Genomic DNA, 23,329 nt, shown 5'->3' with positions numbered 1-23,329 from the left:
CGGCCCTTTTTGGCAGATATCAGCTGTTTGGCAGTAACCGGCAGGTGATGCTTTTGATGTAGCGGGTTTCGGCGATGGCCGGGTGTACCGGGTGATCCGGGCCCTGACCGCCTCGCTCAAGCAGCTGCATGTTGCGGTCCAGGTGGCGGGCACTGGTCAGCAGGATGTTGTTCAGGTCGTCCTCGGGCAGGTGCATCGAGCACGAGGCGCTGACGAGGATGCCGTCTTTGTTCAACATGCGCATGGCCTGTTCGTTCAGGCGGCGGTAGGCCGCTTCGCCGTTTTTCAGGTCCTTCTTGCGCTTGATGAAGGCAGGTGGGTCGGCAATGATCACGTCGAAGCGTTCTTCGGCTGCCTTGAGCTCGCGCAGGGCTTCGAACACGTCGCCTTCGATGCAGGTCAGCTTCTCGCTGATGCCGTTCAGTGCAGCGTTACGCTCCACGCCGTCCAGGGCAAAGCCCGAGGCATCGACGCAGAACACTTCGCTGGCGCCGAAGGCACCGGCCTGCACGCCCCAGCCGCCGATGTAGCTGAACAGGTCGAGTACACGCTTGCCCTTCACGTACGGTGCCAGGCGGGCGCGGTTCATGCGGTGGTCGTAGAACCAGCCCGTCTTCTGGCCTTCGCGCACCGGAGCTTCGAACTTGACGCCGTTCTCTTCCAGCAGCACCCAGTCCGGCACTTCGCCGTAGACGGTCTCGACATAGCGCTGCAGGCCTTCGGCGTCGCGCGCGGCCGAATCGTTCTTGAACAGGATGCCGCTGGGCTTGAGCACCTGCACCAGTGCGGCGATCACGTCATCCTTGTGCGCTTCCATGGTGGCCGAGGCCAGCTGCACCACGAGGATATCGAAGAAGCGGTCGACCACCAGGCCCGGGAGCAGGTCGGAGTCACCGTAGACCAGGCGGTAGCACGGCTGGTCGAACAGGCGCTCGCGCAGCGACAGGGCGACGTTCAGGCGGTGTACCAGCAGCGACTTGTCCAACGGCAGCTTGATGTCGCGTGACAGCAGGCGGGCGCAAATCAGGTTGTTCGGGCTCAGTGCGACGATGCCCAGCGGCTTGCCGTTGGCTGCCTCGAGAATGGCCTGCTGACCCGCCTGGAAGCCTTGCAAAGGGGTCGCGCTGACATCGACTTCGTTGCTGTAGACCCACAGGTGGCCGGCGCGCAGGCGGCGGTCGGCATTGGCTTTGAGGCGAAGGCTGGGCAGGGACATGACGTCGCTCCGGGAAAAAGAGCGGGATTATAGCGTGTCTGCTGTGCTTTCGCCTTTAGAGGTGTGGTAACTGGGAGCGCTTAGAGGGTTAAAATGCCGCGTCCTAAACGAGTGTGCACGTATGTCCCAAGAACTCAGCGCCGAACAGATCCAGCAAGCCTTGCAAGGCATCACCATCCCGCCTCAACCGCAGATCATGGTCGATCTGCAGTTCGAGCAGTACATGCCTGACCCAGACCTGGAAACCATCGCCAAGCTGATTTCCCAGGACCCGGGCCTCTCTGGCGCCTTGCTGAAACTGGTCAACTCTCCGCACTTCGGCTTGTCGAACAAGATCGGTTCGATCCAGCGTGCGGTGAACCTGCTGGGTAGCCGTTCGATCATCAACCTGATCAACGCCCAGTCGATCAAGGGCGAGATGAGTGACGAGACCATCGTTACCCTCAACCGCTTCTGGGATACCGCCCAGGACGTCGCGATGACCTGCCTGACGCTGGCCAAGCGTACCGGCATACAGGCGGCGGACGAGGCCTATACCCTTGGCCTCTTCCATGACTGTGGCGTGCCGTTGATGCTCAAGCGCTTCCCCGATTACATGGAGGTGCTGGAAGAGGCATACGCCAAGGCCGACGAAGAAACACGCGTGGTCGATACCGAAAACCGCACGTTCAACACCAACCATTCAGTGGTCGGCTACTTCACAGCCAAATCCTGGCGCTTGCCCGAGCACCTCAGTGCGGCCATCGCCAACCACCACAATGCCTTGGCCGTGTTCCGCGACGATACCTCGCGCAATACCCAGAGCCAGCTGAAAAACCTGCTGGCGGTGCTGAAGATGGCTGAGCATATCTGCGCGTCCTACCGGGTGCTGGGCAACCAGGCGGTGGACCACGAATGGAATGTGGTGGGCCCCTTGGTGCTCGATTACATTGGTTTGTCGGAATACGATTTCGAAAACCTCAAGCAGAACATTCGCGAGTTGGGCGGACACTGACACATGCCGGAATTGCCAGAAGTAGAAACCACCCGACGCGGTATTGCGCCACACCTGGAAGGCCAGCGGGTCAGCCGTGTGGTGGTTCGCGACCGGCGGCTGCGCTGGCCGATCCCGGAAGACCTCGATGTGCGCCTGTCGGGGCAGCGCATCGTCAGCGTGGAGCGACGCGCCAAGTACCTGTTGATCAATGCCGAAGTGGGGACGCTGATCAGCCACTTGGGCATGTCGGGCAACTTGCGGCTGGTCGAGTTGGGCTTGCCGGCGGCCAAGCATGAGCATGTCGACATTGAGCTGGAGTCTGGGCTGATGCTGCGTTACACCGACCCTCGCCGCTTTGGTGCCATGCTGTGGAGCCTGGACCCTCTGAACCATGAATTACTGCTGCGCCTGGGGCCTGAGCCGCTGACCGACCTGTTCGATGGTGAACGGCTGTTCCAGCTGTCCCGCGGGCGGTCGATGGCGGTCAAGCCGTTCATCATGGACAACGCGGTGGTGGTAGGGGTGGGCAACATCTACGCCACCGAGGCGTTGTTTGCCGCCGGTATCGACCCACGCCGGGAGGCGGGCGGGATTTCCCGGGCGCGCTACCTGAAACTGGCGATCGAGATCAAACGGGTGCTGGCGGCGGCGATCGAGCAGGGCGGTACCACCCTGCGTGACTTCATCGGTGGCGATGGGCAGCCGGGGTACTTCCAGCAGGAACTGTTTGTGTACGGGCGTGGCGGGCAGCCGTGCAAGGTATGCGGCACTGAGTTGCGCGAAGTGAAGCTGGGGCAGAGGGCGAGCGTGTACTGCCCGCGCTGCCAACGATGAAACGTTCGCTGCGAACCTGTTGAAGCGAAACCTGAATGTTGGCGCGGTAACTGTGGGATCGGGCAAGCCCGCGAAACAGGCGACGCGATGAATGGCACCGGCTACGCCGGTGTTCGCGGGCACGCCCGCTCCCACAGGGACCGTGCAGGGAAGGGCAGTGATCAGCCCTTGCCAGGCATAGGTAAGGGGGCGATCACGCAGATCTCTTCGCCTGAAGCGAAACCTGAATGTTGGCGCGGTAACTGTGGGAGCGGGCAAGCCCGCGAAGCAGGCGACGCGATGAATGGCACCGGCTGCGCCGGTGTTCGCGGGCATGCCCGCTCCCACAGGGACCGTGCAGGGAAGGGCAGTGATCAGCCCTTGCCAGTGATCCGGCGATACTTGGCCATCAGCTGTTCTTCGGTTTCCGGGTGCGCTTCATCCAGCGGGATGCAGTCGACCGGGCAGACCTGCTGGCACTGCGGCTCGTCGCAATGGCCTACGCACTGGGTGCACAGGTAAGGGGCGATCACGCAGATCTCTTCGCCTGAAGCGAAACCTGAATGTTGGCGCGGTAACTGTGGGAGCGGGCAAGCCCGCGAAACAGGCGACGCGATGAATGGCACCGGCTACGCCGGTGTTCGCGGGCATGCCCGCTCCCACAGGGACCGTGCAGGGAAGGGCAGTGATCAGCCCTTGCCAGTGATCCGGCGATACTTGGCCATCAGCTGTTCTTCGGTTTCCGGGTGCGCTTCATCCAGCGGGATGCAGTCGACCGGGCAGACCTGCTGGCACTGCGGCTCATCGTAATGGCCTACGCACTGGGTGCACAGGTTAGGGTCGATCACGTAGATCTCTTCGCCTTGGGAGATAGCCTCGTTCGGGCACTCGGGTTCGCAGACGTCGCAATTGATGCAATCGTCGGTGATGATCAGGGACATGGGGACTCCGGCCGGGGCTCACAGCCCGGGCATGTTCAACGCAATGGGCACAATTGTGCCGCATTCGCGCCCGCAGTGCACGCGGGCGCGACAATCAGGCGTCAGGCTTGCTTCTTGAAGCGTTCAGTCAGTGCGTCGGCCACCACCGGGTGGACGAACTTGCTGATATCACCGCCCAGCGCCGCAATCTCCCTGACCAGGGTCGAGGAAATGAACGAATAACGCTCCGACGGCGTCAGGAACAGGCTCTCGACATCAGGGGCCAGTTGCCGGTTCATGTTCGCCAGCTGGAACTCGTACTCGAAGTCGGACACCGCACGCAGGCCACGCAGGAAGACGTTGGCGCCCTGTTCCTTGGCGAAATGCGCCAACAGGGAAGAGAAGCCGATGACTTCGACATTGGGCAGGTGCTTGGTGACCTCACGGGCGAGCTCAACCCGTTGCTCCAGGGGGAACAAAGGGTTTTTCTTGGGGCTGGCCGCCACCGCGATGATCACGTGGTCGAATAGCCGCGAAGCGCGCTCGACCAGATCGCCATGGCCTTTGGTAATGGGGTCGAAAGTACCCGGGTACAACACTCGGTTCATCGCGTCATCCTGGCTGGAGTGCGTTGGGGAGTCGGATGGTAGCGCAGCGACGGCGCCCCGGCCAAGTCATGCGGCCGACTGATGGCACTATAGACAGGGGCCATGTTCGTTGTCATGCGCTGTGTGCCAGGCGGCTGACCAGTGCTTCGCTGAGCCTGGCGCTGATGGCATACACCGACAATTGCGGGTTGGCGCCGATGCTGGTGGGGAACAGTGAACCGTCGTGAATCGACAGGTTTTCCAGCTGGTGATGGCGGCCCAGGCTGTCGCACACCGCGTGGCGCGGGTCTTCGCCGAGGGCGCAGCCGCCCATCACATGGGCGCTGCCCAAGCGCGTGCGGAAGGGCTCCAGGCGCAGTTTGTCGATCATGGTCAGGGCCTGTTCCAGGCTAGAGGCGGGGCTGGCGTCGCTATGCACCGGGGTTACATGGGTGGCGCCAGCGGCAAACTGGACGTGTGCCATGCTGCGGTAGGCGCGCCGCAAGCCGTCACGCAGGTAGTCGGTGACCGGGTAATCGAGCACAGGTGAACCATCGCCGCGCAGTTCCACGGCCCCGCCCTGGCTTTCGGGGTGAAAACCATCGCGTAGCAGCGCCAGCATCACATGGGTATGGGGCAGCTCGGCCATGCGCTGGGCACTCTCGTGGCCGTGCCCGCCCAGCAGGGTGCTGGCCAGGGCCGGGTGCAGTGGCGGCACTTCCAGCTTGTAGCCAACCGGGCCGTCTGCGCCGCCTTGCCACTGGAAATGGTCGCTGTAGATCGACTGCGGGGCGCCATAGTAGGGGTCGATACGCTCGCTGAAGCGTGCCGCACTGAAGTTGACCAGGTGCAGGAAGGTTCGCTTGCCCAGGCGACCATGCGGGTCGGGCGCGGCAGAGCGCAGCAGCAGGGCCGGGCTGTTGATACCGCCACCGGCCAGGAGGTAATGGCGTGCCTGCACGCTGACCTGCCTGCCGGTAGGGTGTATGCCCTGGGCGTCCAGGGCCTGGCATGTCAGGCTCTGAATGCGTTCGCCGTTGTGAGCGAAGCGCTCGGCCCGCGCCAGATACAGCAGTTCGCCGCCTTGCTCGAGGGTGGCAGGTATACGGGTCACCAGCATCGATTGTTTGGCATTCACCGGGCAGCCCATGCCGCAGTAGCCCAGGTTCCAGCAGCCGCGCACATTGCGCGGGATCACCCCCCAGCGGTAACCCAGCTGTTCGCAGCCCCGGCGCAGCACATCGTTGTTGGCATTCGGCGGCAAGGCCCAAGGGCTGATGCCCAGTTCCTGCTCCATGCGCTCGAACCAGGGGCGCAGTTCATCCTCGCCCAAACCGTTCACGCCATGGACCGAGGCCCAGTGCGCCAGGGTTTGCGGCGGGGTACGAAAGCTCGAGGTCCAGTTCACCAGCGTGGTGCCGCCCACGGCGCGGCCCTGCAGGATGGTAATGGCGCCATCCTTGCTCATGCGCCCCAGCCCTTCCTGGTACAGGCTGGCGTAGGCTTCGCTCTCCAGCAGGTGGAAATCGCTACTGGTCTTCAGGGGGCCTTCTTCGATCAGCAGTACCTTGAAACCGGCAGCGCTGAGCATCTGCGCACTGGTGGCGCCGCCGGCACCACTGCCGATCACGGCAATGTCGGCCTCCAGAAACAGGTCGTGCTCCAGGCGCGAGGCGTCGTGGGTGATCCAGCCGCGTTCGAGGCCTTGGCGAAACGGATCGGGGACAGGCATTGGCGATGCTCTTGTTGTTTTCAGATTTTCGGTGGGCCCGGGTAACCGCAGTCTGCCCAGGATTCGGGGCGTTCGTACCAGGCCATTTGCAGCAGTTGCAGCAACGAGGCGTGCCCCATGCGTAGCAGGTTCAGCGAGCTGTCCTGCCAGCGTTGCAGGAACGCCGTGACCTGCGTGGCGCCAGCTTGGCCCCAGCTGCCCCAGACGCCGGTCAGCGGGCCGCGAGTTAGCGGCAGGCTGAGCACGTCGAACAATTGCCGGGTGAGCTTGAGCATTTCCGGCGACAACGCCGCCAGCTTGTTGTCGAGGCTGCGCAACACCGGCGCATCGGTGGCCTGTGTACCGGCCAGGACCACCGGGATCAGCGCACGCAGCAGGGGCAAGTCGTCGTCACGAAGTACCTGATAGCCGGTCGCGGCGGTTTGCACGCTGCACCCCACCAGGCTGGCACCCGCCAGAAAAGCACTGGCGCCGAGGCTGAAACGCAGCAGGTCGCGGCGGTGCATGGCGCGGCCCTCAGCGGATGAACAGTTTGTAGACCAGGCGCTGCAAGGCTTTGCCATAAGGCGGGTAGATCAGCCGTGCGGCGTTGAAGCGTTGCTTGGCAAGTACCGCCTTGGCCTTGCTGAAGGTGAGGAAACCGTCATGACCATGGTAGTGGCCCATGCCTGAAGGGCCGATGCCGCCGAAGGGCAGATCGTCCTGGGCGACATGCAGCAAGGTATCGTTCAGGCACACACCGCCGGAGTGAGTGTGACGCAGCACATGCTCCTGGGTGCGGCGGTCATAGCCAAAGAAGTACAGCGCCAATGGGCGTGGGCGCTGGTTGATGTAGGCCAAGGCCTGGTCGATGCCGTCATAAGGCACTAACGGCAATAGCGGGCCGAAGATTTCGTCCTGCATCACCTGCATGCTGTCGTTCACGTCCAGCAGCAGGTGTGGCGGCAGGCGCCGGCCCTGCGGGGCTTCGCCTGGGTACAAGTCGAGTACTTGCGCGCCTTTGGCGCGGGCATCGTCCAGCAGGTGCTGCAAGCGCTGCAACTGGCGCGGGTTGATGATGGCGGTGTAGTCGGGGTTGTCGGCGATGCGCGGGTACAGTCGGTGCACGGCGCGCTGGTAGGCGTCGCTGAAGGCGGGCAGCCGTTCGCGCGGCACCAGTACGTAGTCGGGGGCGACGCAGGTCTGGCCGGCGTTTAGGGTCTTGCCGAAGGCTATGCGCTCGGCGGCGCTGTCCAGCGGCACATCCTCAGAAACAATAGCGGGGGATTTGCCACCCAGCTCCAGGGTGACCGGGGTCAGGTTGTGCGCGGCAGCCTGCATCACCTGGCGGCCCACGCTGGTGGCACCGGTGAACAGCAGGTGGTCGAAGGGCAGGCGGGCGAAGGCCTGGCCCACCTCGACCTCACCGAGCACAACGCTGACCAGGTCTGTGGGGAACACACGCTCGAGCAGTTGCTGCAGGGCCAGGCCCGTCGCGGGCGTGGCCTCGCTAAGCTTGAGCATGACCCGGTTGCCGGCGGCCAGGGCGCAGGTCAACGGGCCGATGGCGAGGAACAACGGGTAGTTCCACGGCACGATGACGCCGACCACGCCCAAGGGTTGATAGCGCACCTGTGCGCTGGCCGGCTGGAACGCCAGGCCGACGCGGCGTCGGCGGCTGCGCATCCAGCGTTGCAAGTGCTTTTCGGCGTGGCGCAGGCCCTGCACTGACGGTAGCAGTTCGGCCAGCAAGGTCTCGTCGGCGCTGCGCCCGGCAAAATCCTGGCTGATGGCTTCGATCAGTTCTGCCTGGCTGCTCAGCAAGGCTTCACGCAGGCTCTTCAGCCACTGGCGCCGCTTCGCCGCTGGTGGCAGCGGGTTACCGGCAAAGGCCAAACGCTGGGCCGCGAACGTCGTCGCGAGGTCGAGGTCGAATTGCACAGGGGGCAAGGCACTGGGCGAGTTCATGGTTATGTCGAGTCCGGGCCGGGGTTGCCTAGAGCCTATACTCTAATTTGTACCATGGTGCGAATTTTTACATGTCGTTCAACGGTGCATTCCATCTGTAATACGCCGTAAGATAAACCTTTGATGAAGGCCCGCAGACTGGGAGCGAGCATGGCCCCGCGCATGAAGACCCGAGAGCGCATCGTGCAGAACAGCCTGGAGCTGTTCAACCAGCAGGGCGAACGCAGCGTCAGTACCAACCACATTGCCGCGCACATGGAAATCTCGCCCGGCAACCTGTATTACCACTTCCCCAACAAGCAGGCGATCATTGCCCTGTTGTTCAGCCAGTACGAAGCGCTGGTGGACAGTTTTCTGCGCCCGCCGCAGGGCCGCGCGGCAACCGTGGAAGACAAGCGCTTCTACCTCAAGGCCTTGCTGGCGGCGATGTGGAACTACCGCTTCCTGCACCGTGACCTGGAGCATCTGCTGGACAGCGATGCCGAACTGGCCGCCCGTTACCGGCGTTTTTCCGAGCGCTGCCTGCGCCAAGGCCAGGCGATCTACCGCGGCTTCGTCGAGGCTGGCATCCTGGCCATGGTGCCGGCGCAGATCGAGTCACTGACCATCAACGCCTGGATCGTGCTGACATCATGGGTACGTTTTCTCAGCACCACGCGTGAACATTCTGCGCATTTGGGTGAAGAAGCCTTCAAGCGCGGCGTCTATCAGGTGCTGGTGCTGGAGCTCGGTTTCGTCACCGACAATGCCCGTACTGCCGTAGACGCGCTGTGTCAGGAATTCCATGTACCGTTCAACCAGGCCCTGGAGCTCTAGCCCAGGGCTCTCGTGCCATCGATCAGGAGATTGTCATGCCCCTTGCGCAATTGATCACCCCGCAGCAGTTGGCCGAGCGTCTGGGCTCGCCCAAGTTGGTGATCCTCGACTGCCGCTTTGCCCTCGAGGATGTGGACTATGGCCAGCGCAGCTATGCCCTGGGGCATATTGAGGGGGCGCATTTTGCCGACCTGGACCGGGATCTCAGCGGTCCGGTGAGCAAGGGGTGCACCGGGCGCCACCCATTGCCCGATCCGCAGCGGCTGGTCGAGCGCCTGCGAGAGTGGGGCCTGAACAACGACAGCGAGGTGGTGCTGTACGACGACGGCCCCGGCGCCTTTGCCGCCCGCGCCTGGTGGCTACTGGTCTGGCTGGGCAAGCGCAGTGGTGTGGCGATTCTCGACGGTGGCCTGAAGGCCTGGCACGCAGCGAACCTGCCATTGAGCCTGGACCCTCCACCCAAACGTGAGGGCACTTTCAGTGGTGAACCTGACGCGAAGCTGCTGATCGATGCCGACCATCTGGGCAAGCGCCTTGGTAGCACAGACTTGACCTTGATCGATGCGCGTGCCTTGCCGCGTTTTCGTGGTGAAATGGAACCGATCGACCCGGTGGCGGGGCATATTCCCGGTGCCCAGTGTGCGGCGTTTACCGACAACCTCGGGGATGACGGGCGTTTTCTGCCGGCGGATGAGCTAAAGCAGCGTTTTGCCGAAAAGCTGGCTGGACGGGCGCCGGAGCAGTTGGTGTCTTATTGTGGGTCTGGGGTAACCGCTTGCCATAACCTGTTTGCGCTGGCGCTGGCGGGGTACCCGCTGGGCAAGCTGTATGCGGGGTCGTGGAGTGAGTGGATCAACAACCCGCAGCATGCTGTGGCCACCGGCGAGTAAGCAGACCGGGTTGAACCCCCGCGGTGGGTGGCACCGGCAATGCCGGTGTTCGCGGGCATGCCCGCTCCCATAGGGGGCGCGCAGCCTTTACCAATTCTAGGGCTAGCTACCGTCCACCAGCCACTGCGGAATCCGTCGTTCCAGGTAGTACCCCGGATTTCGCAGGCTGCCATCGACAAAGCCCACATGCCCACCGCGGTCATGCAGTTCGAAGCGGGTTTGTGGTGACAGTTCACGGGCCGTCGGCAGGCTGTGGCTGGACACGAACGGGTCATCGCTGGAATGGATGATCAGCGTAGGTGTGCGGTTCTGGCCAAGGAAGAAGTGGCTCGATGAGCGGCGATAGTAGTCGTGCGCATCGCGAAAGCCATTGAGCGGTGCAGTGACTTTACCGTCGAAGTCCCAGAATGTGCGCAAATTGGTGAGTTGGCCCAAGCGTTCCAGTGTCGCTAGCTGTTCATGCTGGCCCCGGGCGTGGAAGTGCCGCTGCTTGAGCTGAACATACGCCAGCATCTCGCGCATGAAATGCGCCTGATACACCTTGGAGAACCCTTGGCCGATACGGTCGGCACAGTGGTCCAGGCGAAAGGGCACCGAAACTGCAGCCGCTGCCTCCAGTTGGCTGGCGACGCCGCTCTCTCCCAGGTATTTCAACAGTACATTGCCACCCAGCGAATAACCCACTGCATACAGCGGCGCCAGCGGGCGCTGGGCGCGAAGATGGCTGACAATTTCCGCCAGGTCTTCGCTGGCGCCGGAATGGTAGCTGCGCGGCAACAGGTTGGGCTCGCCTGAACAACCCCGCCAGTTCACGGCCACACTGGCCCAGCCGCGACCTTGCAGCGCTTGCTGCAAGCCTTTCACGTAGGGCGAGTGAGACGAGCCGGTCAGCCCATGCAGCACAATGACCAGTGGCGCATGGAGTTGGTGCGGGCCGTGCCAGTCCAGGTCGATGAAGTCGCCGTCGGCCAGCCACAGCCGCTCTCGGTCACGCTGCAGCTCAGGCAGCTTGCGCCAGAGCGGCCCCCACAGGGTCTGCAGGTGGGGATTGGACAGGCCGATGGCCGGACGGAATGTGGCGTTGTGGCTGGGCATGCTGGGTGGCTCATGATGTGCCCTGCTAGCTTGCCATGAAACAGCGCCACAGTACCTGCGCTATTGGTCGGGGGCTGGCAGCGGCTGTTGCTGAACGCCTGGTCCGACACTGACAAGCACCTTGCGGCTCAGGGCTAGCCGGCGCTGCATGACGGCTCGGACATCTTCCGGGGTAAGTTCGGCAATACGGGCGCTGTACGTGTCGAGATGATCGGCAGGTTGCCGCTGATGGGTTACTTCCGTCAGCAGTGTTGCCAGTTGCCTGTTCTGCGCGATCCCTCGCAGCAACTGCCCTTCCAGCTGTTTGCGTGCCAGTTGCAGCTCCAGCTGGGTGGGCCCTTCGTCGATGAACGCCTGCAGCAGGGTTTCTACCAGTGCCTGCGTGCCCTGCACATGCGGGGGCGCAACCTCCCATTCCACAGTGAACAGGCCGCCTGCACTCAATGGCAATACATGCGTGTGCACGCCGTAGGTCAGGCCGCGTCGTTGGCGCAACTCCACCATCAAGCGCGACTCGAGGCCCTCTCCCAGAACAGCACTTGCCAAGGTCAGGGCCAGAAACTCCGGATCGTTGGCGGGTACGTTCATGGGCAGTGCCAGCAGGATCGCACTGCTGGCGCCAGCTTGCTCGACGGCTATCGTCGCGCTGGGGGCCGCCGGGGCCGCCGGTAGTTCAGTGGCCGACCAGCCTTGCGGCAGGGCCTGGCTGATCTGTTGTGAGATGGCTTGGGCTTGTCCAGGCGAAAGGTCGCCTACCACGACCATCTCAAGGTTGCTGGCGCTGTAGGCGCGTTGGTGGAATGCCCGCAAGTCCTCAGGGGTAATGGCCTCGATACCTTGAGCGGTGCTGCCCAGAGGGTTGCCGTAAGGATGCCCGTTGAACAGGTGGCGGAATACTTCGCTACGTGCTCTGAGGATGGGTAGCCGCTCGCGCGATGCATGGTTTTGCAGCAACTGGCGCTTGATCTTGGTCAGGGCCATTGGGTGGAAGGCTGGGTGGGCCACGAGGTCGGTGAACACCGCCAAGGCCGGGTCGAGCAGAGAAGGGGGGCTAAGGCTGCGAAGGCGCAGCGTCGCATGTTCCAGACGTACTTGTTTTTCCATGACCGCGCCCAGGCGCTCCAGGTGCTCAGCCTGCTGGGCAGCCGTGTAGGCTTGGCTACCCTCATCGAGCATGGAGAGCGTCAAGGCTGCCAGGCCAGGGTACAGAGTGTCCTGCGTGGTGCCGGCCTTGAACCGTAGTATCACGTCAACAATTGGCAGTTCCCGTGCTTCAACGAATTTGACGTCCGTGCCCGCAGTCGTCTTCCACGCTTGAACCTGTGTATGGATGGTTTCGAACTGGTCCAGGTCAAGTCCCTGGGCAGAGAGCAGCCCGCCGTAGAGGTTGTTGGCTCCGGCAGGCTGTTGCAGGGTCGTTGAGTCAGTCATGAGCGCTTTCCTTGTGGTGCGTGAACGTGAAGGCTGCACGGGAGTGGGTGAGGAATTCATAGACAGCCAGGCCTACCTGCTCGGCTGTCACGGTCTCGATGGCCTGTTGTTCTTCCTCGAGCGAAATAACCGGCAAGCCACAGGCGGCCTGTTTACCCATGGTTTGGGCCTGCTCGGCAATGTCGTCCCGTTCGAACAGCAGCCTGGCCAGCAGACGAGCCTTGGCACGTTGCAGGTGTTCCTTGGCTGGCGCCGACTGGCGAAACGCTTCGATCTCCTGCATCAGTCGTTCGGCGGCGGTCTGCGGGGTTACGTGTGGGCTGCAGAACGCGTAAAGGGTCAGCAAGCTGTCACCGCGCTGCCAGGGTTCATAGGTCGCTTTGATGTATTGCAGGATTGGTTCGTCCAGCAGCAGCCTGCGCTGGAGGATGCTGCTGTAGCCGTTGGCAAGCAGATCGGGAATCAGACGCAGCGCGTAGGCCTGCCTGGCAGACCGCGCGGTACGCTGGCTGGGTAGTTTGAAGCTTATGATCACGCCGTTGTGCAAGCCTGGCAGGCGCAGCGTCTGAAAACGCCGGCCCTGGGAGGAGGGCCCTGTGGGTAAGGGCCGCATCGGCAAGCGATGGGCGGGGATCGCCGCAAAGTGGCGCTTCACCAAGGTTTGCAGTTGTAGCAGGCTGATGTCGCCGGCCACGGCGAGGGTGGCATTGTTGGGGTGGTACCAGGTCTTGTACCAGGTACGCGCTGCGGCTGGAGTGAGGCTCTCCAGATCTGACATGTGGCCAATGACAGGCGTGCCATGGCCACTATTGCCGTAAGCCAGCAAGTCGTGATGCTCCAGCGCCAATGCCCAAGGGTTGTTGTCCACTGCCTCGCGTCGCTCAGCCATGACCACTGCCAGTTCCCGAGCAAAGGGCGTATCGCCGAGGGTGGCACTGGCCATGACATCAGCCATGGCCTCCAGGGCAATCTCCAGGTGGCGGGTTGGCAAGGTGAGCGGAAATACCGTGGCATCCGCATAGGTGAATGCATTCGGGTCGCCGCCCAAGCGGGTCATGAGGGTTGAGTACTGACCAGGCGCCAGTTTGCTGCTGCCCTCGAACAGTAGATGCTCCAAGGCATGGGACAGGCCGGTGTGGCCTTCAGGTTCGTAGCTGGAGCCTACGTGGTACCACAGCTGCACGCTGACCAGTGGCGCACGGTGGTCTTCACGCAGGCAGACGTGCAGGCCGTTGGCGAGGGTAAAAGAACCTTTCGAGGCTGCCATTAGCGGCGGGGAGGGATGTTCGGCCATGGTTGAACTGCTCCTTCAGGAAATGAAGGTGCAGCTTCAACCATGGCGCAGGTGGGGTGCGGTAACTAAGTACACCCAACCCGCGGGTAATCAGCCCCGCTGCCAGAGTGCGTAGTGCACCTGGCCGGTCTTCTTCTCGCGGTGCAGCCGCCAGTTGCCCGGCAGCTGCAAGGTCGAGGGTGCCGCTTCGCTTTCGGTGTAGACCCATGCCTGCTCGCCCAGCCACTGATTCTGCTCCAGCATGTTGCAGGTGTTGGCCAGCAGGTCCTGATGGAACGGCGGGTCGAGGAACACGACATCGAACTGCTGCTTGGCCGGGCCTTGCAGGTAGCGCAGGGCGTCGGTTTGCAGGATTTGCCCGCGAGGGCAGCGCAGGATTTCGAGGTTGTTCTTCAGGTTGGCGATGGCCGCAGGGTTGCTGTCCAGCGCCACGGCGTCCTCGGCCCCACGGGACAGGGCTTCGAGCACCAGGGCACCACTGCCGGTGAAGGCGTCCAGCACGCGGGCGCCCTCGATGTAGGGGGCCAGCCAGTTGAATACGGTTTCCCGCACGCGGTCAGGCGTTGGCCGCAGGCCTTCGCCTTCCGGCACCGCCAGGCGGCGGCTGCGCCATTCGCCGGCGATGATGCGCAGGTGGCCCTGGCCCTTGCTTTGGCCCGCTTGCTGGCGGGCGGGAGGGGTGGATCTTGGCATTAGTGCTCCGGTACCCCGAGCGGTTGCTCGGAGGGCTTGTCAGTGGGTGCTGGCAGCGGTTTTTGTGGCACTTTCGGGCCAACGGTGACGATCACCAGTTTATCGGCTGACAGGTGTTTGTTCATGGCTGCCTTGACCTGTTCGACGGTAAGGGCCTGGGACTGTTGCATGAAGTCCTCAAGCCAGGTCAGCGGCAAGTTGTAGAAGCCGATCGCGCCCAGTTGGCCGACGATACTGGCATTACTGGCGTTGGACAGCGGGAAGCTGCCGGCCAGCTCGCGCTTGGCATCGTCCAGTTCCTGTTGGGTAGGGCCCGTCTTCAGGTAGTCGGCGAGAATGCCTTGCACCAGCTTGAGCGTACCTTCGCTGAGCTCGGCACGGGTTTGCAGGTTGATCATGAACGGGCCGCGTACCTGCATCGGGCTGAATACCGAGTAAACGCCGTAGGTCAGGCCGCGCTTCTCTCTCACCTCGCTCATCAGCCGGGTACCGAAGGCGCCACCGCCAAGGATCTGGTTGCCCATGGACAGGGCTGGCCAGTCCGGGTCCTGGCGGTCGATCCCCAGTTCGGCCAGCATCAGGTGGGTCTGCTTGGACGGGAAGTCGATGTGGGTCAGGCCGGCCTTGGCGTCTGCGGGTTGGGCCGGTGCGGCCAGCGCAGGGCCCTTGGGCAGGCCGGCAGACACCTGTGCGGCGATGGCTTCGGCCTCTGCACGGCTGAGGTCGCCGACCAGGGCGATTACCGCATTGCCGCCGGTATAGGCCTTCGCGTGGAACGCGCGCAGTTGGGCAAGGCTTATGCCCGTGATGCTCTCGGCAGTGCCGTCGCTTGGGTGGGCATAGGGGTGGTCGCCATAGAGCTTGCCGAAAAGGGCCTTGCCGGCGATCTTGCCGGGGTTCTGTTTGTCATATTCGAAGCCAGCCAGCATCTGGTTCTTGATGCGCTTGAGGGCATCCTCGGGGAATGTCGGCTTGCCCGCCACCTCTGTAAACAGTTTGAGGGCCGGTTCGCGCTTGTCCTTGGCACTGAGGCTGCGCAGCGATGCGACGGCCATGTCGCGGTAGGAGCCGTTGCCAAAGTCTGCGCCCAGGCCTTCGAAGCCCTCGGCGATGGCGGTGACGTCCTTGCCGGCCACGCCCTCGTTGAGCATGGCGTTGGTCAGGGCGGCCAGGCCTGGCGTGCCACCATCCTGGCTGCTGCCGGCAGCGAAGGTGACGCGCAGGTCGAACATGGGCAGTTCGCGGGCTTCGACGAACAGCACCCGGGCACCTTCGGCGGTGTTCCAGTGCTGGATGTTCAACTGACGCCGGCTGGGTGCCTTGCCATTCAGTTCGGCCAGCGACTGCAAGGTGTTGGCCGGGCGGGCCGCGCTGCTGTCGGCCTTGGCAGCGTTATCGGCCATGGCCGGAGCGGCCAGCACTGCCGCCAGCGCCAGGGCACGAATGCCCGTGGCCAGCAGGGTTGGGCGTGGTGCGCGGCGATCACTCATGGGCGGACTCCTCGGGCAGTACATGGGCAACGCTCAGGCGTTCGCGGGTGAAGTAGGTGCGCGCGGCGTTCTGGATGTCCTGTGGGGTGACGCGCTTGAGCTCGTCCAGTTCGCTGTCGATCAGCTTCCAGGACAGGCCGACGGTTTCCAGCTGGCCGATGGTGGTGGCCTGGCTGCTGATGGAGTCGCGGTCGTAGACCAGGCCGGCGATGACCTGGGCGCGTACGCGTTCTAGCTCTTCGGCGCTGGGCGGCGTGCTCTTGAGTTCTTCAAGCAGCTGCCAGATGCCTTTTTCGACGTCGGCGAGGGTTTTCTGCTTCTGCACATTCGGCGTCGCCGAGATCAGGAACAGGCTGTCGCCGCGGGTGAAGGCGTTGTAGCTGGACGACGCGCCGGCCACCAGTTCCTGGCCACGCTCCAGGCGGGCCGGCATGCGGGCGCTATAGCCACCGTCGAGCAGTGCCGAGATCAGGCGCAGGGCATGCACCGTCCGTGGGTCCTTGGCGGTGGGCAGGCCGGGCACGTTGAAGCCGTAGATCAGGCTTGGCAGCTGGGTGCGTACGTGCAGGGTCAACTGGCGCCAACCAGGTTCGGCCAGCTCCAGAGGCAGCTTGGCTGGCGGCACGGCGCGTTTGGGAATATTGCCGAAATACTTCTGCGCCAGGCCCTTGACCTCGTCGGCGGTGACATCACCGACCACCACCAGGGTGGCGTTGTTGGGGGCGTACCAGGACTCGTACCAGTGGCGCAGTTCCTCGACCTTCATGCGCTCCAGGTCGGCCATCCAGCCAATGGTCGGCGTGTGATAGCCGCTGGCCGGGTAGGCCATGGCGCGGAACAGCTCGAATGCCTTGGCATTGGGCTTGTCGTCGGTGCGCAGGCGGCGTTCTTCCTTGATGACCTCGATTTCGCGGCTGAACTCGTCGGCAGGCAAGCGCAGGCTGGCAAGGCGGTCGGCCTCCAGCTCCAGGGCTACCGGCAGGCGGTCGCGGGCCAGCACTTGGTAGTAGGCGGTGTAATCGTCGCTGGTGAAGGCGTTTTCATCGGCGCCGAGGTCACGCAGAATGCGCGAGGCCTCGCCGGGGCCGACCTTGGCGCTGCCCTTGAACATCATGTGTTCCAGCGCATGGGACAAGCCGGTCTGGCCCGGGGTCTCGTAGCTGGAGCCGACCTTGTACCAGATCTGCGAGACCACCACGGGGGCGCGATGGTCTTCGCGGACCACGACCTTCAGGCCATTGTCGAGGATGAATTCGTGGGTGGGTTGCACATCGGCGGCGAAGGCCGCGAGCGGCAGGCAGAGCGTGCCGAGCAACAGGCCAGCGGCGCGGCGGGCTAGAGCATTCATACGGTGTTTAACCTGTTCGGCGGCCCGCTGGGTTTAGCGTCGGCGGGCCAGGAGGTGCTAGGATACTGATCCGGTTGCCTGGCGACCATGCCTGTCGCCGTTCTGGCCCACAGGACACTAAGTCAAAACGTTGCGCATGAACCAGCCGGCTTCAAGATAGTCTGTTCTGCGTAGAGAGAATTCCCGATTGGCCGTAGCTGGCCTATCGCTACCCTGAGATAGCCGTCTTCCATGTTTGGTTCCAACGACGACAAAAAAGCGCCGGCCGAGGCTGGTGAGAAGAAAGGCCTGTTCAGCTGGTTTCGCAAGAAGCCGCAGCCACCTGCGGGGGCGGGCGTGCCCGCGCATGAACCCCCCGCTGTCGAGCAGTCTGCAGCCGCTCCGGTCGAGGGACCTGCCGCCGAAGCGCCACAGGCCCCCGAACCCGTTCAGGCCCCTACGGCCCCACAGCTGGCTGAGCCGCAGCCGGTCGCCGCACCCCCCCGGCCCCCGGTAGTCGAGGCCCCCGTACCTGAACCGGTTGCGTCCCAGCCGTTGCAGGCGCCTGAGCCAGAGCCGGTCGCATCCCAGCCGCTGGTGGCACCTGCACCGCAGCCGGTTGCGTCCATGCCCTTGCAGGCGGCCCCTGTCGAGTCTGCCCCTGTCGAGGCCGCAGCGCCGGTCAGCAACCTGGTGCTGCCGGTTGCCGAAGAGCCCGTGGCCCTGGTGCCGGACCTGGAGCCGAAGGCACCGCCCGCAATCCCGGAACGCGCGGCACCAGCCCCTGTTGCTGCACCCGTCGAACAGGCCAAGCCCGGCTTCTTCGCGCGCCTCAAGCAAGGCCTGTCCAAGACCAGTGCCAGCATCGGCGAGGGCATGGCCAGCCTGTTCCTCGGCAAGAAGGTCATCGACGACGACCTGCTCGACGAAATCGAGACGCGCCTGCTGACTGCCGACGTGGGTGTGGAGGCTACCTCGGCCATTGTCCAGAACCTGACCCAGAAGGTCGCGCGCAAGCAGTTGGCCGATGCCGATGCCCTGTACAAATCGTTGCAGGAAGAACTGGCTGCGCTGCTGCGCCCGGTCGAGCAGCCGCTGAACGTACAGGCCCAGAACAAACCCTATGTGATCCTTGTGGTTGGCGTGAACGGCGCCGGCAAGACCACCACCATTGGCAAACTGGCGAAAAAGCTGCAACTGGAAGGCAAGAAGGTCATGCTGGCTGCCGGTGATACCTTCCGCGCAGCGGCGGTCGAGCAGTTGCAGGTGTGGGGCGAGCGTAACCAGATTCCGGTGATCGCCCAGCACACGGGTGCCGACTCTGCGTCGGTAATCTTCGATGCCGTGCAGGCCGCCAAGGCGCGTGGCGTCGACGTGCTGATCGCCGACACTGCCGGCCGCCTGCACACCAAAGACAACCTGATGGAAGAGCTGAAGAAGGTTCGCCGGGTCATCGGCAAGCTCGACGTTGAGGCGCCGCACGAGGTGCTGCTGGTGCTTGACGCCGGCACCGGCCAGAACGCCATCAGTCAGGCCAAGTACTTCAACCAGAGCGTCGAGCTGACCGGCCTGGCCCTGACCAAGCTGGACGGCACTGCCAAGGGCGGGGTGATCTTCGCCCTGGCCAAGCAGTTCAACATCCCGATCCGTTTCATCGGCGTCGGTGAAGGCATCGACGACCTGCGTACCTTCGAAGCCGAGCCGTTCGTCAAGGCTCTGTTCGCCGAGCGAGATTGACCATGATCCGATTCGAGCAGGTTGCCAAGCGCTATCCCAACGGTCATGTGGGGTTGCATGAGCTGAGTTTCCGGGCGCGCCGGGGCGAATTCCTGTTCGTCACCGGCCACTCGGGCGCAGGCAAGAGCACCCTGCTGCGCCTGTTGCTGGCCATGGAGCGCCCGACCAGCGGCAAGCTGATGCTGGCAGGGCAGGACCTGGGCCAGATCAGCAATGCGCAAATCCCGTTCCTACGCCGGCAGATCGGCGTGGTGTTCCAGAACCACCAGCTGTTGTTCGACCGCACCGTATTCAACAACATTGCCTTGCCGCTGCAGATTCTCGGCCTGTCCAAGGTCGAGATCGCCAAGCGCGTGGACTCGGCCCTGGAGCGTGTATCGCTGTCCGACAAAGGCGAGCTGTTCCCGGCCGACCTGTCCACCGGGCAGCAGCAGCGGGTGGGTATCGCCCGCGCCATCGTTCACCAGCCGGCTCTGCTGCTGGCCGACGAGCCCACCGGTAACCTCGACCCGCGCCTGGCTGCAGAGATCATGGGCGTGTTCGAGGACATCAACCGCCTGGGCACGACGGTATTGATCGCCAGCCACGACCTGGCGCTGATCGCGCGCATGCGTCACCGCATGCTGACCTTGCAACGCGGCCGCTTGATCGGCGATGGGGAGGCCGGGCAATGAACACAACACGTACGCCGAAGGTTTCCGAGCGGGTCGCACCGAAACCGGCCGATCCGCAACCTGCGAAGAAAAAGCGCGGTGAAGACGATGATGGCCCGGACTTCCGCACCCTGCTGCATGCCTGGCTGGAAAGCCACCGTGCCAGCTTGGCCGACAGCCTGCGCCGCCTGGGCAAGCAGCCGATCGGCAGCTTCTTCACTTGCCTGGTCATGGCAGTGGCGCTGAGCATGCCGATGGGCCTGTCCTTGTTGCTGAAGAACGTCGAGCAGCTGGGCGGTTCGTGGCAGCGCGCTGCGCAGATTTCGCTGTACCTCAAGCTTGATGCCGGCAGCCGCGATGGCGAAGCGCTGCGCGACGAGATCAAGGGCATGCCTGGCGTGGCGGACGCCCAGTATGTCAGCCGCGAGCAGGCCCTGGAGGAGTTCCAGCAGCAGTCCGGGCTGGGCGAGGCCTTGCGCGAACTGCCAGACAACCCACTGCCGGGTGTGGTGGTGGTAACCCCGACCGAGGTCGACAAACCGGCCCTGGACGCCTTGCGTCAGCGCCTGTCGGAGCTGCCGCGGGTGGACGTGGCGCAACTGGACCTGGTCTGGGTCGAGCGCCTGGCAGCCATCCTCAAGCTGGGTGATCGCTTCGTCTTCGGCCTGGCCGTGATGCTGATTTCTGCCCTGCTGTTAGTAATCGGTAACACAATTCGTCTACACATTGAAAACCGTCGTATCGAGATCGAAGTGATCAAACTGGTCGGCGGCACCGACGCCTACGTGCGCCGGCCTTTCCTGTACATGGGCGCCCTGTATGGCCTGGGCGCAGGCCTGCTGGCGTGGGGCATCCTGGCGTTTGGCCTGAACTGGCTGAACGAGGCGGTGGTAGGGCTTTCCGGGCTGTATGGCAGTGACTTCGCCCTGGGCGGCGTTCCGGCTTCCGATGGTCTGTCGCTCTTGATCGGAGCAGTGTTGTTGGGGTATATCGGTGCATGGATTGCAGTCGCCCGCCACTTGAACGAGCTGGCGCCGCGATAGTTTTTACGTGCCAGCATTGACATTTTCTTCACTGCGGAACTTGTACCGTCGTTCCAGGTCAATGTTGGCAGCGCCCACAAGGTGCGAGTTTTGTAAGTCGGAGGTTCTTGAATGACCACATCGTTGCAACCTGCCTATGCCCTGGTACCCGGTGCAAACCTGGAAGCCTATGTGCACACGGTCAACAGCATCCCGCTGCTGACGGTCGAGCAGGAGCGTGATCTGGGCGAGCGTCTCTATTATGAGCAGGATGTCGAGGCCGCTCGTCAGATGGTGATGGCCCACCTGCGTTTCGTCGTACATATCGCCCGTAGTTATGCCGGCTACGGGTTGGCCCAGGCTGACCTGATCCAGGAAGGCAACGTCGGCCTGATGAAAGCCGTCAAGCGCTTCAACCCGGAAATGGGCGTGCGCCTGGTGTCGTTCGCCGTGCACTGGATCAAGGCAGAGATCCACGAGTTCATTCTGCGCAACTGGCGCATCGTCAAGGTGGCTACCACCAAGGCTCAGCGCAAGCTGTTCTTCAACCTGCGTAGCCAGAAGAAGCGCCTGGCGTGGCTGAACAACGACGAAGTGCATCGCGTGGCGGAAAGCCTTGGCGTCGAGCCGCGCGAAGTGCGCGAGATGGAAAGCCGCCTCAGCGGCCAGGACATGGCCTTTGACCCGGCAGCGGAAGCTGACGACGACAGCGCCTTCCAGTCGCCTGCGCATTACCTGGAAGACCACCGTTACGATCCGGCGGTGCAACTGGAGGATGCCGACTGGAGTGACAACTCCACCAGCAACCTGCACGAAGCGCTGCAGGGCCTGGACGAGCGTAGCCGCGACATTCTCTACCAGCGTTGGCTGGCGGAAGAGAAGGCTACGCTGCATGAACTGGCAGACAAGTACAGCGTATCGGCTGAGCGTATTCGCCAGCTGGAGAAGAATGCGATGAACAAGGTCAAGGCCCTGATCGCTGCCTGATCGAGTCTGGGCTGTAAAGAAAAGCCGCTGGCCCTATGGGGTGAGCGGCTTTTTTGTTTGTGCTGGCTTTGCCGGCCTCTTCGCGGGTAAACCCGCTCCTACAGGGGATGCGGTTGCCCGTAGGCGCGGGTCTGCCCGCGAGGAGGCCGGGGATGCGGTTGCCCGTAGGCGCGGGTTTGCCCGCGAGGAGGTCGGGGATGCGGTTGCCCGTGGGCGTGGGTTTGCCCGCGAGGAGGTCGGGGATGCGGTTGCCCGTGGGCGTGGGTTTGCCCGCGAGGAGGCCGGGTATGCGGTTGCCCGTAGGCGCGGGTTTGCCCGCGAGGAGGCCGGGGATGCGGTTGCCCGTAGGCGCGGGTCTGCCCGCGAGGAGGTCGGGGATGCGGTTGCCCGTAGGAGCGGGTTTACCCGCGAGGAGGCCGGGCACGCGGTTTGCCCGTAGGAGCGGGTTTACCCGCGAAAGGGCCGGGCCTGCATTCAAAGCTTTCTGGAGGAGTCCAGCTGCATCAGGTAGCTGGGCCCGCCCAGCTGGCTCATCTGCCGGCGAATCCAGCCGGCCCGGCTGGCCACGTAGGCACTCGGTCGGCTGGCACTCCACTTGATTGGGCTTGGCAGCACCGCTGCCAGCTGCGCTGCCTGCTGGCGGCTGAGCCGGCTGGCGTCGACGCTAAAGTGATAACGCGCCGCTGCCTGGGCACCAAACACGCCCTTGCCCCACTCGGCGCTGTTCAAATAGACCTCGAGAATCCGTTCCTTCGACCAGAACAGCTCGATCAGTGCGGTGAACCAGGCCTCCAGCCCCTTGCGAAACCAGCTGCGGCCTGACCACAGAAACAGGTTCTTGGCCACCTGTTGGGTCAGGGTGCTGGCGCCGCGAATGTTGCCGCCACGCTCGTTATGGGCCAGCGCCGCCTGAATGGCCGGGAGGTCGAAGCCCCAGTGGCTGGCGAACTTCTGGTCCTCGCCAGCAATGACCGCAACCTTGAGCTCATCGGAGATGTTCTCCCATGGCTCCCAGTCGCGCTGCAGGTCGATCGGTTCACCATTCACCCATGACTGTACCTTGCGCTCGACCATCAGCGCCGTGCCGGGCGGTGGTACCCAGCGGAATACCAGCACCAGCACGATGCTGCCGGCAACGAACCAGAGCAGGGCGCGGGAGAGGCGACGGATAAGCGTTGACAGCATGTCGATGGCTTGGCCCTAAGGGTGGAAGGGGCCATTATACAGACCCGATACAAGGAGTCGTCCCATGCTTCGCAGCTTCCTGATGCTTGCCGCCTTTTTTGGCTTTACCGGTGTCGCCCTGGGCGCCTTCGCCGCTCATGGCCTGAAAAACCGGCTGACGGCTGACTACCTGGCAATCTTCCATACCGGCGTGACTTACCAACTGGTCCATGCCTTGGCGATCTTCGGCGTTGCGGTGCTCTCGGCGCACCTGCCCGGGCGCCTGGTCGGGTGGGCTGGCGGCCTGTTTGCGTTGGGCATCGTGCTGTTCTCCGGCAGCCTGTACCTGCTGACCCTCACCGGCCTTGGCAAGCTTGGCATCATCACCCCGATTGGCGGCTTGTGCTTCCTCCTCGGCTGGCTGTGCCTGGGGCTGGCAGCCTGGCGGCTGGGCTGACCGAGTGGTCCACAATCACGACTAATGGCGTGCACCGCCCTTGGGTTGCAGGACGGTTCGGCGCTAGAATGCTGGCCCCAAA

The 23,329-nt window shown here is 63.6% G+C and carries 21 protein-coding genes and 2 pseudogenes; 9 read left to right on the top strand and 14 right to left on the bottom strand.

What is annotated here, in order from left to right; all coding sequences use genetic code 11:
• Positions 1-19: 19 nt before the first annotated feature.
• On the bottom strand, positions 20-1,216 hold the full coding sequence (locus ACI7M0_RS25260) for a class I SAM-dependent rRNA methyltransferase (protein ID WP_129933508.1): 1,197 nt from the start codon (positions 1,214-1,216) through the stop codon (positions 20-22).
• Positions 1,217-1,391: 175 nt separating this feature from the next.
• Between ACI7M0_RS25260 and ACI7M0_RS25255 the strand changes: the two genes are divergently transcribed.
• Both ACI7M0_RS25255 and mutM read left to right on the top strand, forming a co-directional pair.
• The gene (locus ACI7M0_RS25255) at positions 1,392-2,210 is read left to right on the top strand and encodes an HDOD domain-containing protein (RefSeq protein WP_177413614.1); all 819 of its coding nucleotides are present in this window, start codon (positions 1,392-1,394) and stop codon (positions 2,208-2,210) included.
• Positions 2,211-2,213: 3 nt separating this feature from the next.
• On the top strand, positions 2,214-3,026 hold the full coding sequence (mutM, locus tag ACI7M0_RS25250; protein WP_010955661.1) for a bifunctional DNA-formamidopyrimidine glycosylase/DNA-(apurinic or apyrimidinic site) lyase: 813 nt from the start codon (positions 2,214-2,216) through the stop codon (positions 3,024-3,026).
• Positions 3,027-3,379: 353 nt separating this feature from the next.
• On the opposite strand, the pseudogene ACI7M0_RS25245 reads toward mutM, so the two are convergent.
• From ACI7M0_RS25245 to ACI7M0_RS25220, 6 genes and pseudogenes are all read right to left on the bottom strand, one after another.
• Positions 3,380-3,556 (bottom strand): annotated as a pseudogene (locus ACI7M0_RS25245) (ferredoxin); the annotation flags it as partial.
• Between the two features lie 138 nt (positions 3,557-3,694).
• The gene (locus ACI7M0_RS25240; RefSeq protein WP_003249063.1) at positions 3,695-3,946 is read right to left on the bottom strand and encodes a YfhL family 4Fe-4S dicluster ferredoxin; all 252 of its coding nucleotides are present in this window, start codon (positions 3,944-3,946) and stop codon (positions 3,695-3,697) included.
• A 101-nt stretch (positions 3,947-4,047) separates the two neighbouring features.
• Positions 4,048-4,533 carry a pantetheine-phosphate adenylyltransferase gene (gene coaD, locus ACI7M0_RS25235; protein WP_010955660.1) on the bottom strand — a complete coding sequence of 162 codons (486 nt, stop codon included), beginning with the start codon at positions 4,531-4,533 and terminating at the stop codon, positions 4,048-4,050.
• Positions 4,534-4,645: 112 nt separating this feature from the next.
• Entirely contained in the window at positions 4,646-6,244 is a 1,599-nt protein-coding gene (locus tag ACI7M0_RS25230) for a GMC family oxidoreductase (protein ID WP_129933512.1), read from the bottom strand.
• Between the two features lie 20 nt (positions 6,245-6,264).
• Positions 6,265-6,750, bottom strand: coding sequence for a hypothetical protein (locus ACI7M0_RS25225; RefSeq protein WP_014592739.1), 486 nt, complete (start codon positions 6,748-6,750; stop codon positions 6,265-6,267).
• Between the two features lie 10 nt (positions 6,751-6,760).
• Positions 6,761-8,191: a coniferyl aldehyde dehydrogenase gene (locus ACI7M0_RS25220; RefSeq protein WP_129933514.1), complete on the bottom strand. Its 1,431-nt coding sequence runs from the start codon at positions 8,189-8,191 to the stop codon at positions 6,761-6,763.
• A 150-nt stretch (positions 8,192-8,341) separates the two neighbouring features.
• On the opposite strand from ACI7M0_RS25220, the gene ACI7M0_RS25215 reads away from it, so the two are divergent.
• Both ACI7M0_RS25215 and ACI7M0_RS25210 read left to right on the top strand, forming a co-directional pair.
• Positions 8,342-9,007 (top strand): TetR/AcrR family transcriptional regulator, encoded by a 666-nt coding sequence (locus tag ACI7M0_RS25215; RefSeq protein WP_129933516.1) that lies wholly within the window; start codon positions 8,342-8,344, stop codon positions 9,005-9,007.
• A gap of 35 nt (positions 9,008-9,042) precedes the next feature.
• The gene (locus ACI7M0_RS25210; RefSeq protein ID WP_129933519.1) at positions 9,043-9,897 is read left to right on the top strand and encodes a sulfurtransferase; all 855 of its coding nucleotides are present in this window, start codon (positions 9,043-9,045) and stop codon (positions 9,895-9,897) included.
• 102 nt (positions 9,898-9,999) lie between these two features.
• On the opposite strand, the gene ACI7M0_RS25205 is transcribed toward ACI7M0_RS25210, so the two are convergent.
• The 6 genes from ACI7M0_RS25205 to ACI7M0_RS25180 all read right to left on the bottom strand — a co-directional run bounded on the left by ACI7M0_RS25205 (position 10,000) and on the right by ACI7M0_RS25180 (position 17,248).
• Positions 10,000-10,992 carry a hydrolase gene (locus ACI7M0_RS25205; protein ID WP_129933521.1) on the bottom strand — a complete coding sequence of 331 codons (993 nt, stop codon included), beginning with the start codon at positions 10,990-10,992 and terminating at the stop codon, positions 10,000-10,002.
• 60 nt (positions 10,993-11,052) lie between these two features.
• Entirely contained in the window at positions 11,053-12,423 is a 1,371-nt protein-coding gene (locus ACI7M0_RS25200) for a pitrilysin family protein (protein WP_129933523.1), read from the bottom strand.
• Entirely contained in the window at positions 12,416-13,717 is a 1,302-nt protein-coding gene (locus ACI7M0_RS25195) for a pitrilysin family protein (RefSeq protein ID WP_129933525.1), read from the bottom strand. The genes ACI7M0_RS25200 and ACI7M0_RS25195 overlap by 8 nt, the downstream gene beginning before the upstream one ends.
• A 90-nt stretch (positions 13,718-13,807) precedes the next feature.
• Positions 13,808-14,410, bottom strand: a complete 603-nt coding sequence (rsmD, locus tag ACI7M0_RS25190; protein ID WP_129933527.1) for a 16S rRNA (guanine(966)-N(2))-methyltransferase RsmD — start codon at positions 14,408-14,410, stop codon at positions 13,808-13,810.
• Entirely contained in the window at positions 14,410-15,900 is a 1,491-nt protein-coding gene (locus tag ACI7M0_RS25185) for a pitrilysin family protein (protein ID WP_020192227.1), read from the bottom strand. The genes rsmD and ACI7M0_RS25185 overlap by 1 nt, the downstream gene beginning before the upstream one ends.
• Positions 15,893-17,248: a pitrilysin family protein gene (locus ACI7M0_RS25180; RefSeq protein ID WP_129933529.1), complete on the bottom strand. Its 1,356-nt coding sequence runs from the start codon at positions 17,246-17,248 to the stop codon at positions 15,893-15,895. The genes ACI7M0_RS25185 and ACI7M0_RS25180 overlap by 8 nt, the downstream gene beginning before the upstream one ends.
• A 231-nt stretch (positions 17,249-17,479) precedes the next feature.
• On the opposite strand from ACI7M0_RS25180, the gene ftsY reads away from it, so the two are divergent.
• The 4 genes from ftsY (at position 17,480) to rpoH (ending at position 21,626) form a co-directional block, all read left to right on the top strand.
• A complete protein-coding gene (gene ftsY / locus ACI7M0_RS25175) occupies positions 17,480-18,964 on the top strand; it encodes a signal recognition particle-docking protein FtsY (protein WP_405314530.1) in 1,485 nt (494 codons plus the stop codon).
• Between the two features lie 2 nt (positions 18,965-18,966).
• On the top strand, positions 18,967-19,638 hold the full coding sequence (gene ftsE, locus ACI7M0_RS25170) for a cell division ATP-binding protein FtsE (protein ID WP_003249079.1): 672 nt from the start codon (positions 18,967-18,969) through the stop codon (positions 19,636-19,638).
• Entirely contained in the window at positions 19,635-20,660 is a 1,026-nt protein-coding gene (gene ftsX, locus ACI7M0_RS25165; RefSeq protein WP_010955647.1) for a permease-like cell division protein FtsX, read from the top strand. The genes ftsE and ftsX overlap by 4 nt, the downstream gene beginning before the upstream one ends.
• A 111-nt stretch (positions 20,661-20,771) precedes the next feature.
• The gene (gene rpoH / locus ACI7M0_RS25160) at positions 20,772-21,626 is read left to right on the top strand and encodes an RNA polymerase sigma factor RpoH (RefSeq protein ID WP_003249083.1); all 855 of its coding nucleotides are present in this window, start codon (positions 20,772-20,774) and stop codon (positions 21,624-21,626) included.
• Between the two features lie 474 nt (positions 21,627-22,100).
• Here rpoH and mtgA read toward each other — a convergent pair.
• Positions 22,101-22,846 (bottom strand): annotated as a pseudogene (mtgA, locus tag ACI7M0_RS25155) (monofunctional biosynthetic peptidoglycan transglycosylase).
• Positions 22,847-22,875: 29 nt separating this feature from the next.
• Here mtgA and ACI7M0_RS25150 point away from each other — a divergent pair.
• Complete coding sequence (locus ACI7M0_RS25150; RefSeq protein WP_104962726.1) at positions 22,876-23,247, top strand: DUF423 domain-containing protein; 372 nt, start codon at positions 22,876-22,878, stop codon at positions 23,245-23,247.
• The last annotated feature ends 82 nt before the right edge of the window (positions 23,248-23,329 follow it).

This window comes from Pseudomonas sp. 10(2024), from assembly GCF_045164175.1.
GTDB lineage: Bacteria > Pseudomonadota > Gammaproteobacteria > Pseudomonadales > Pseudomonadaceae > Aquipseudomonas > Aquipseudomonas alloputida.
This window is presented reverse-complemented; position numbering and strand designations above follow the sequence as displayed.

What these genes read in the sequence shown, in the direction of transcription:
- ACI7M0_RS25225 (WP_014592739.1), bottom strand. Translation starts at nt 6,750, where the DNA reads ATGCACCGCCGCGACCTGCTGCGTTTCAGCCTCGGCGCCAGTGCTTTT.
- ftsE (WP_003249079.1), top strand. Translation starts at nt 18,967, where the DNA reads ATGATCCGATTCGAGCAGGTTGCCAAGCGCTATCCCAACGGTCATGTG.
- ACI7M0_RS25215 (WP_129933516.1), top strand. Translation starts at nt 8,342, where the DNA reads ATGGCCCCGCGCATGAAGACCCGAGAGCGCATCGTGCAGAACAGCCTG.
- ACI7M0_RS25195 (WP_129933525.1), bottom strand. Translation starts at nt 13,717, where the DNA reads ATGGCCGAACATCCCTCCCCGCCGCTAATGGCAGCCTCGAAAGGTTCT.
- rsmD (WP_129933527.1), bottom strand. Translation starts at nt 14,410, where the DNA reads ATGCCAAGATCCACCCCTCCCGCCCGCCAGCAAGCGGGCCAAAGCAAG.
- ACI7M0_RS25150 (WP_104962726.1), top strand. Translation starts at nt 22,876, where the DNA reads ATGCTTCGCAGCTTCCTGATGCTTGCCGCCTTTTTTGGCTTTACCGGT.
- ACI7M0_RS25230 (WP_129933512.1), bottom strand. Translation starts at nt 6,244, where the DNA reads ATGCCTGTCCCCGATCCGTTTCGCCAAGGCCTCGAACGCGGCTGGATC.
- ACI7M0_RS25185 (WP_020192227.1), bottom strand. Translation starts at nt 15,900, where the DNA reads ATGAGTGATCGCCGCGCACCACGCCCAACCCTGCTGGCCACGGGCATT.
- coaD (WP_010955660.1), bottom strand. Translation starts at nt 4,533, where the DNA reads ATGAACCGAGTGTTGTACCCGGGTACTTTCGACCCCATTACCAAAGGC.
- ACI7M0_RS25180 (WP_129933529.1), bottom strand. Translation starts at nt 17,248, where the DNA reads ATGAATGCTCTAGCCCGCCGCGCCGCTGGCCTGTTGCTCGGCACGCTC.
- ACI7M0_RS25260 (WP_129933508.1), bottom strand. Translation starts at nt 1,216, where the DNA reads ATGTCCCTGCCCAGCCTTCGCCTCAAAGCCAATGCCGACCGCCGCCTG.
- ftsX (WP_010955647.1), top strand. Translation starts at nt 19,635, where the DNA reads ATGAACACAACACGTACGCCGAAGGTTTCCGAGCGGGTCGCACCGAAA.
- rpoH (WP_003249083.1), top strand. Translation starts at nt 20,772, where the DNA reads ATGACCACATCGTTGCAACCTGCCTATGCCCTGGTACCCGGTGCAAAC.
- ACI7M0_RS25200 (WP_129933523.1), bottom strand. Translation starts at nt 12,423, where the DNA reads ATGACTGACTCAACGACCCTGCAACAGCCTGCCGGAGCCAACAACCTC.
- ftsY (WP_405314530.1), top strand. Translation starts at nt 17,480, where the DNA reads ATGTTTGGTTCCAACGACGACAAAAAAGCGCCGGCCGAGGCTGGTGAG.
- mutM (WP_010955661.1), top strand. Translation starts at nt 2,214, where the DNA reads ATGCCGGAATTGCCAGAAGTAGAAACCACCCGACGCGGTATTGCGCCA.
- ACI7M0_RS25210 (WP_129933519.1), top strand. Translation starts at nt 9,043, where the DNA reads ATGCCCCTTGCGCAATTGATCACCCCGCAGCAGTTGGCCGAGCGTCTG.
- ACI7M0_RS25240 (WP_003249063.1), bottom strand. Translation starts at nt 3,946, where the DNA reads ATGTCCCTGATCATCACCGACGATTGCATCAATTGCGACGTCTGCGAA.
- ACI7M0_RS25205 (WP_129933521.1), bottom strand. Translation starts at nt 10,992, where the DNA reads ATGCCCAGCCACAACGCCACATTCCGTCCGGCCATCGGCCTGTCCAAT.
- ACI7M0_RS25220 (WP_129933514.1), bottom strand. Translation starts at nt 8,191, where the DNA reads ATGAACTCGCCCAGTGCCTTGCCCCCTGTGCAATTCGACCTCGACCTC.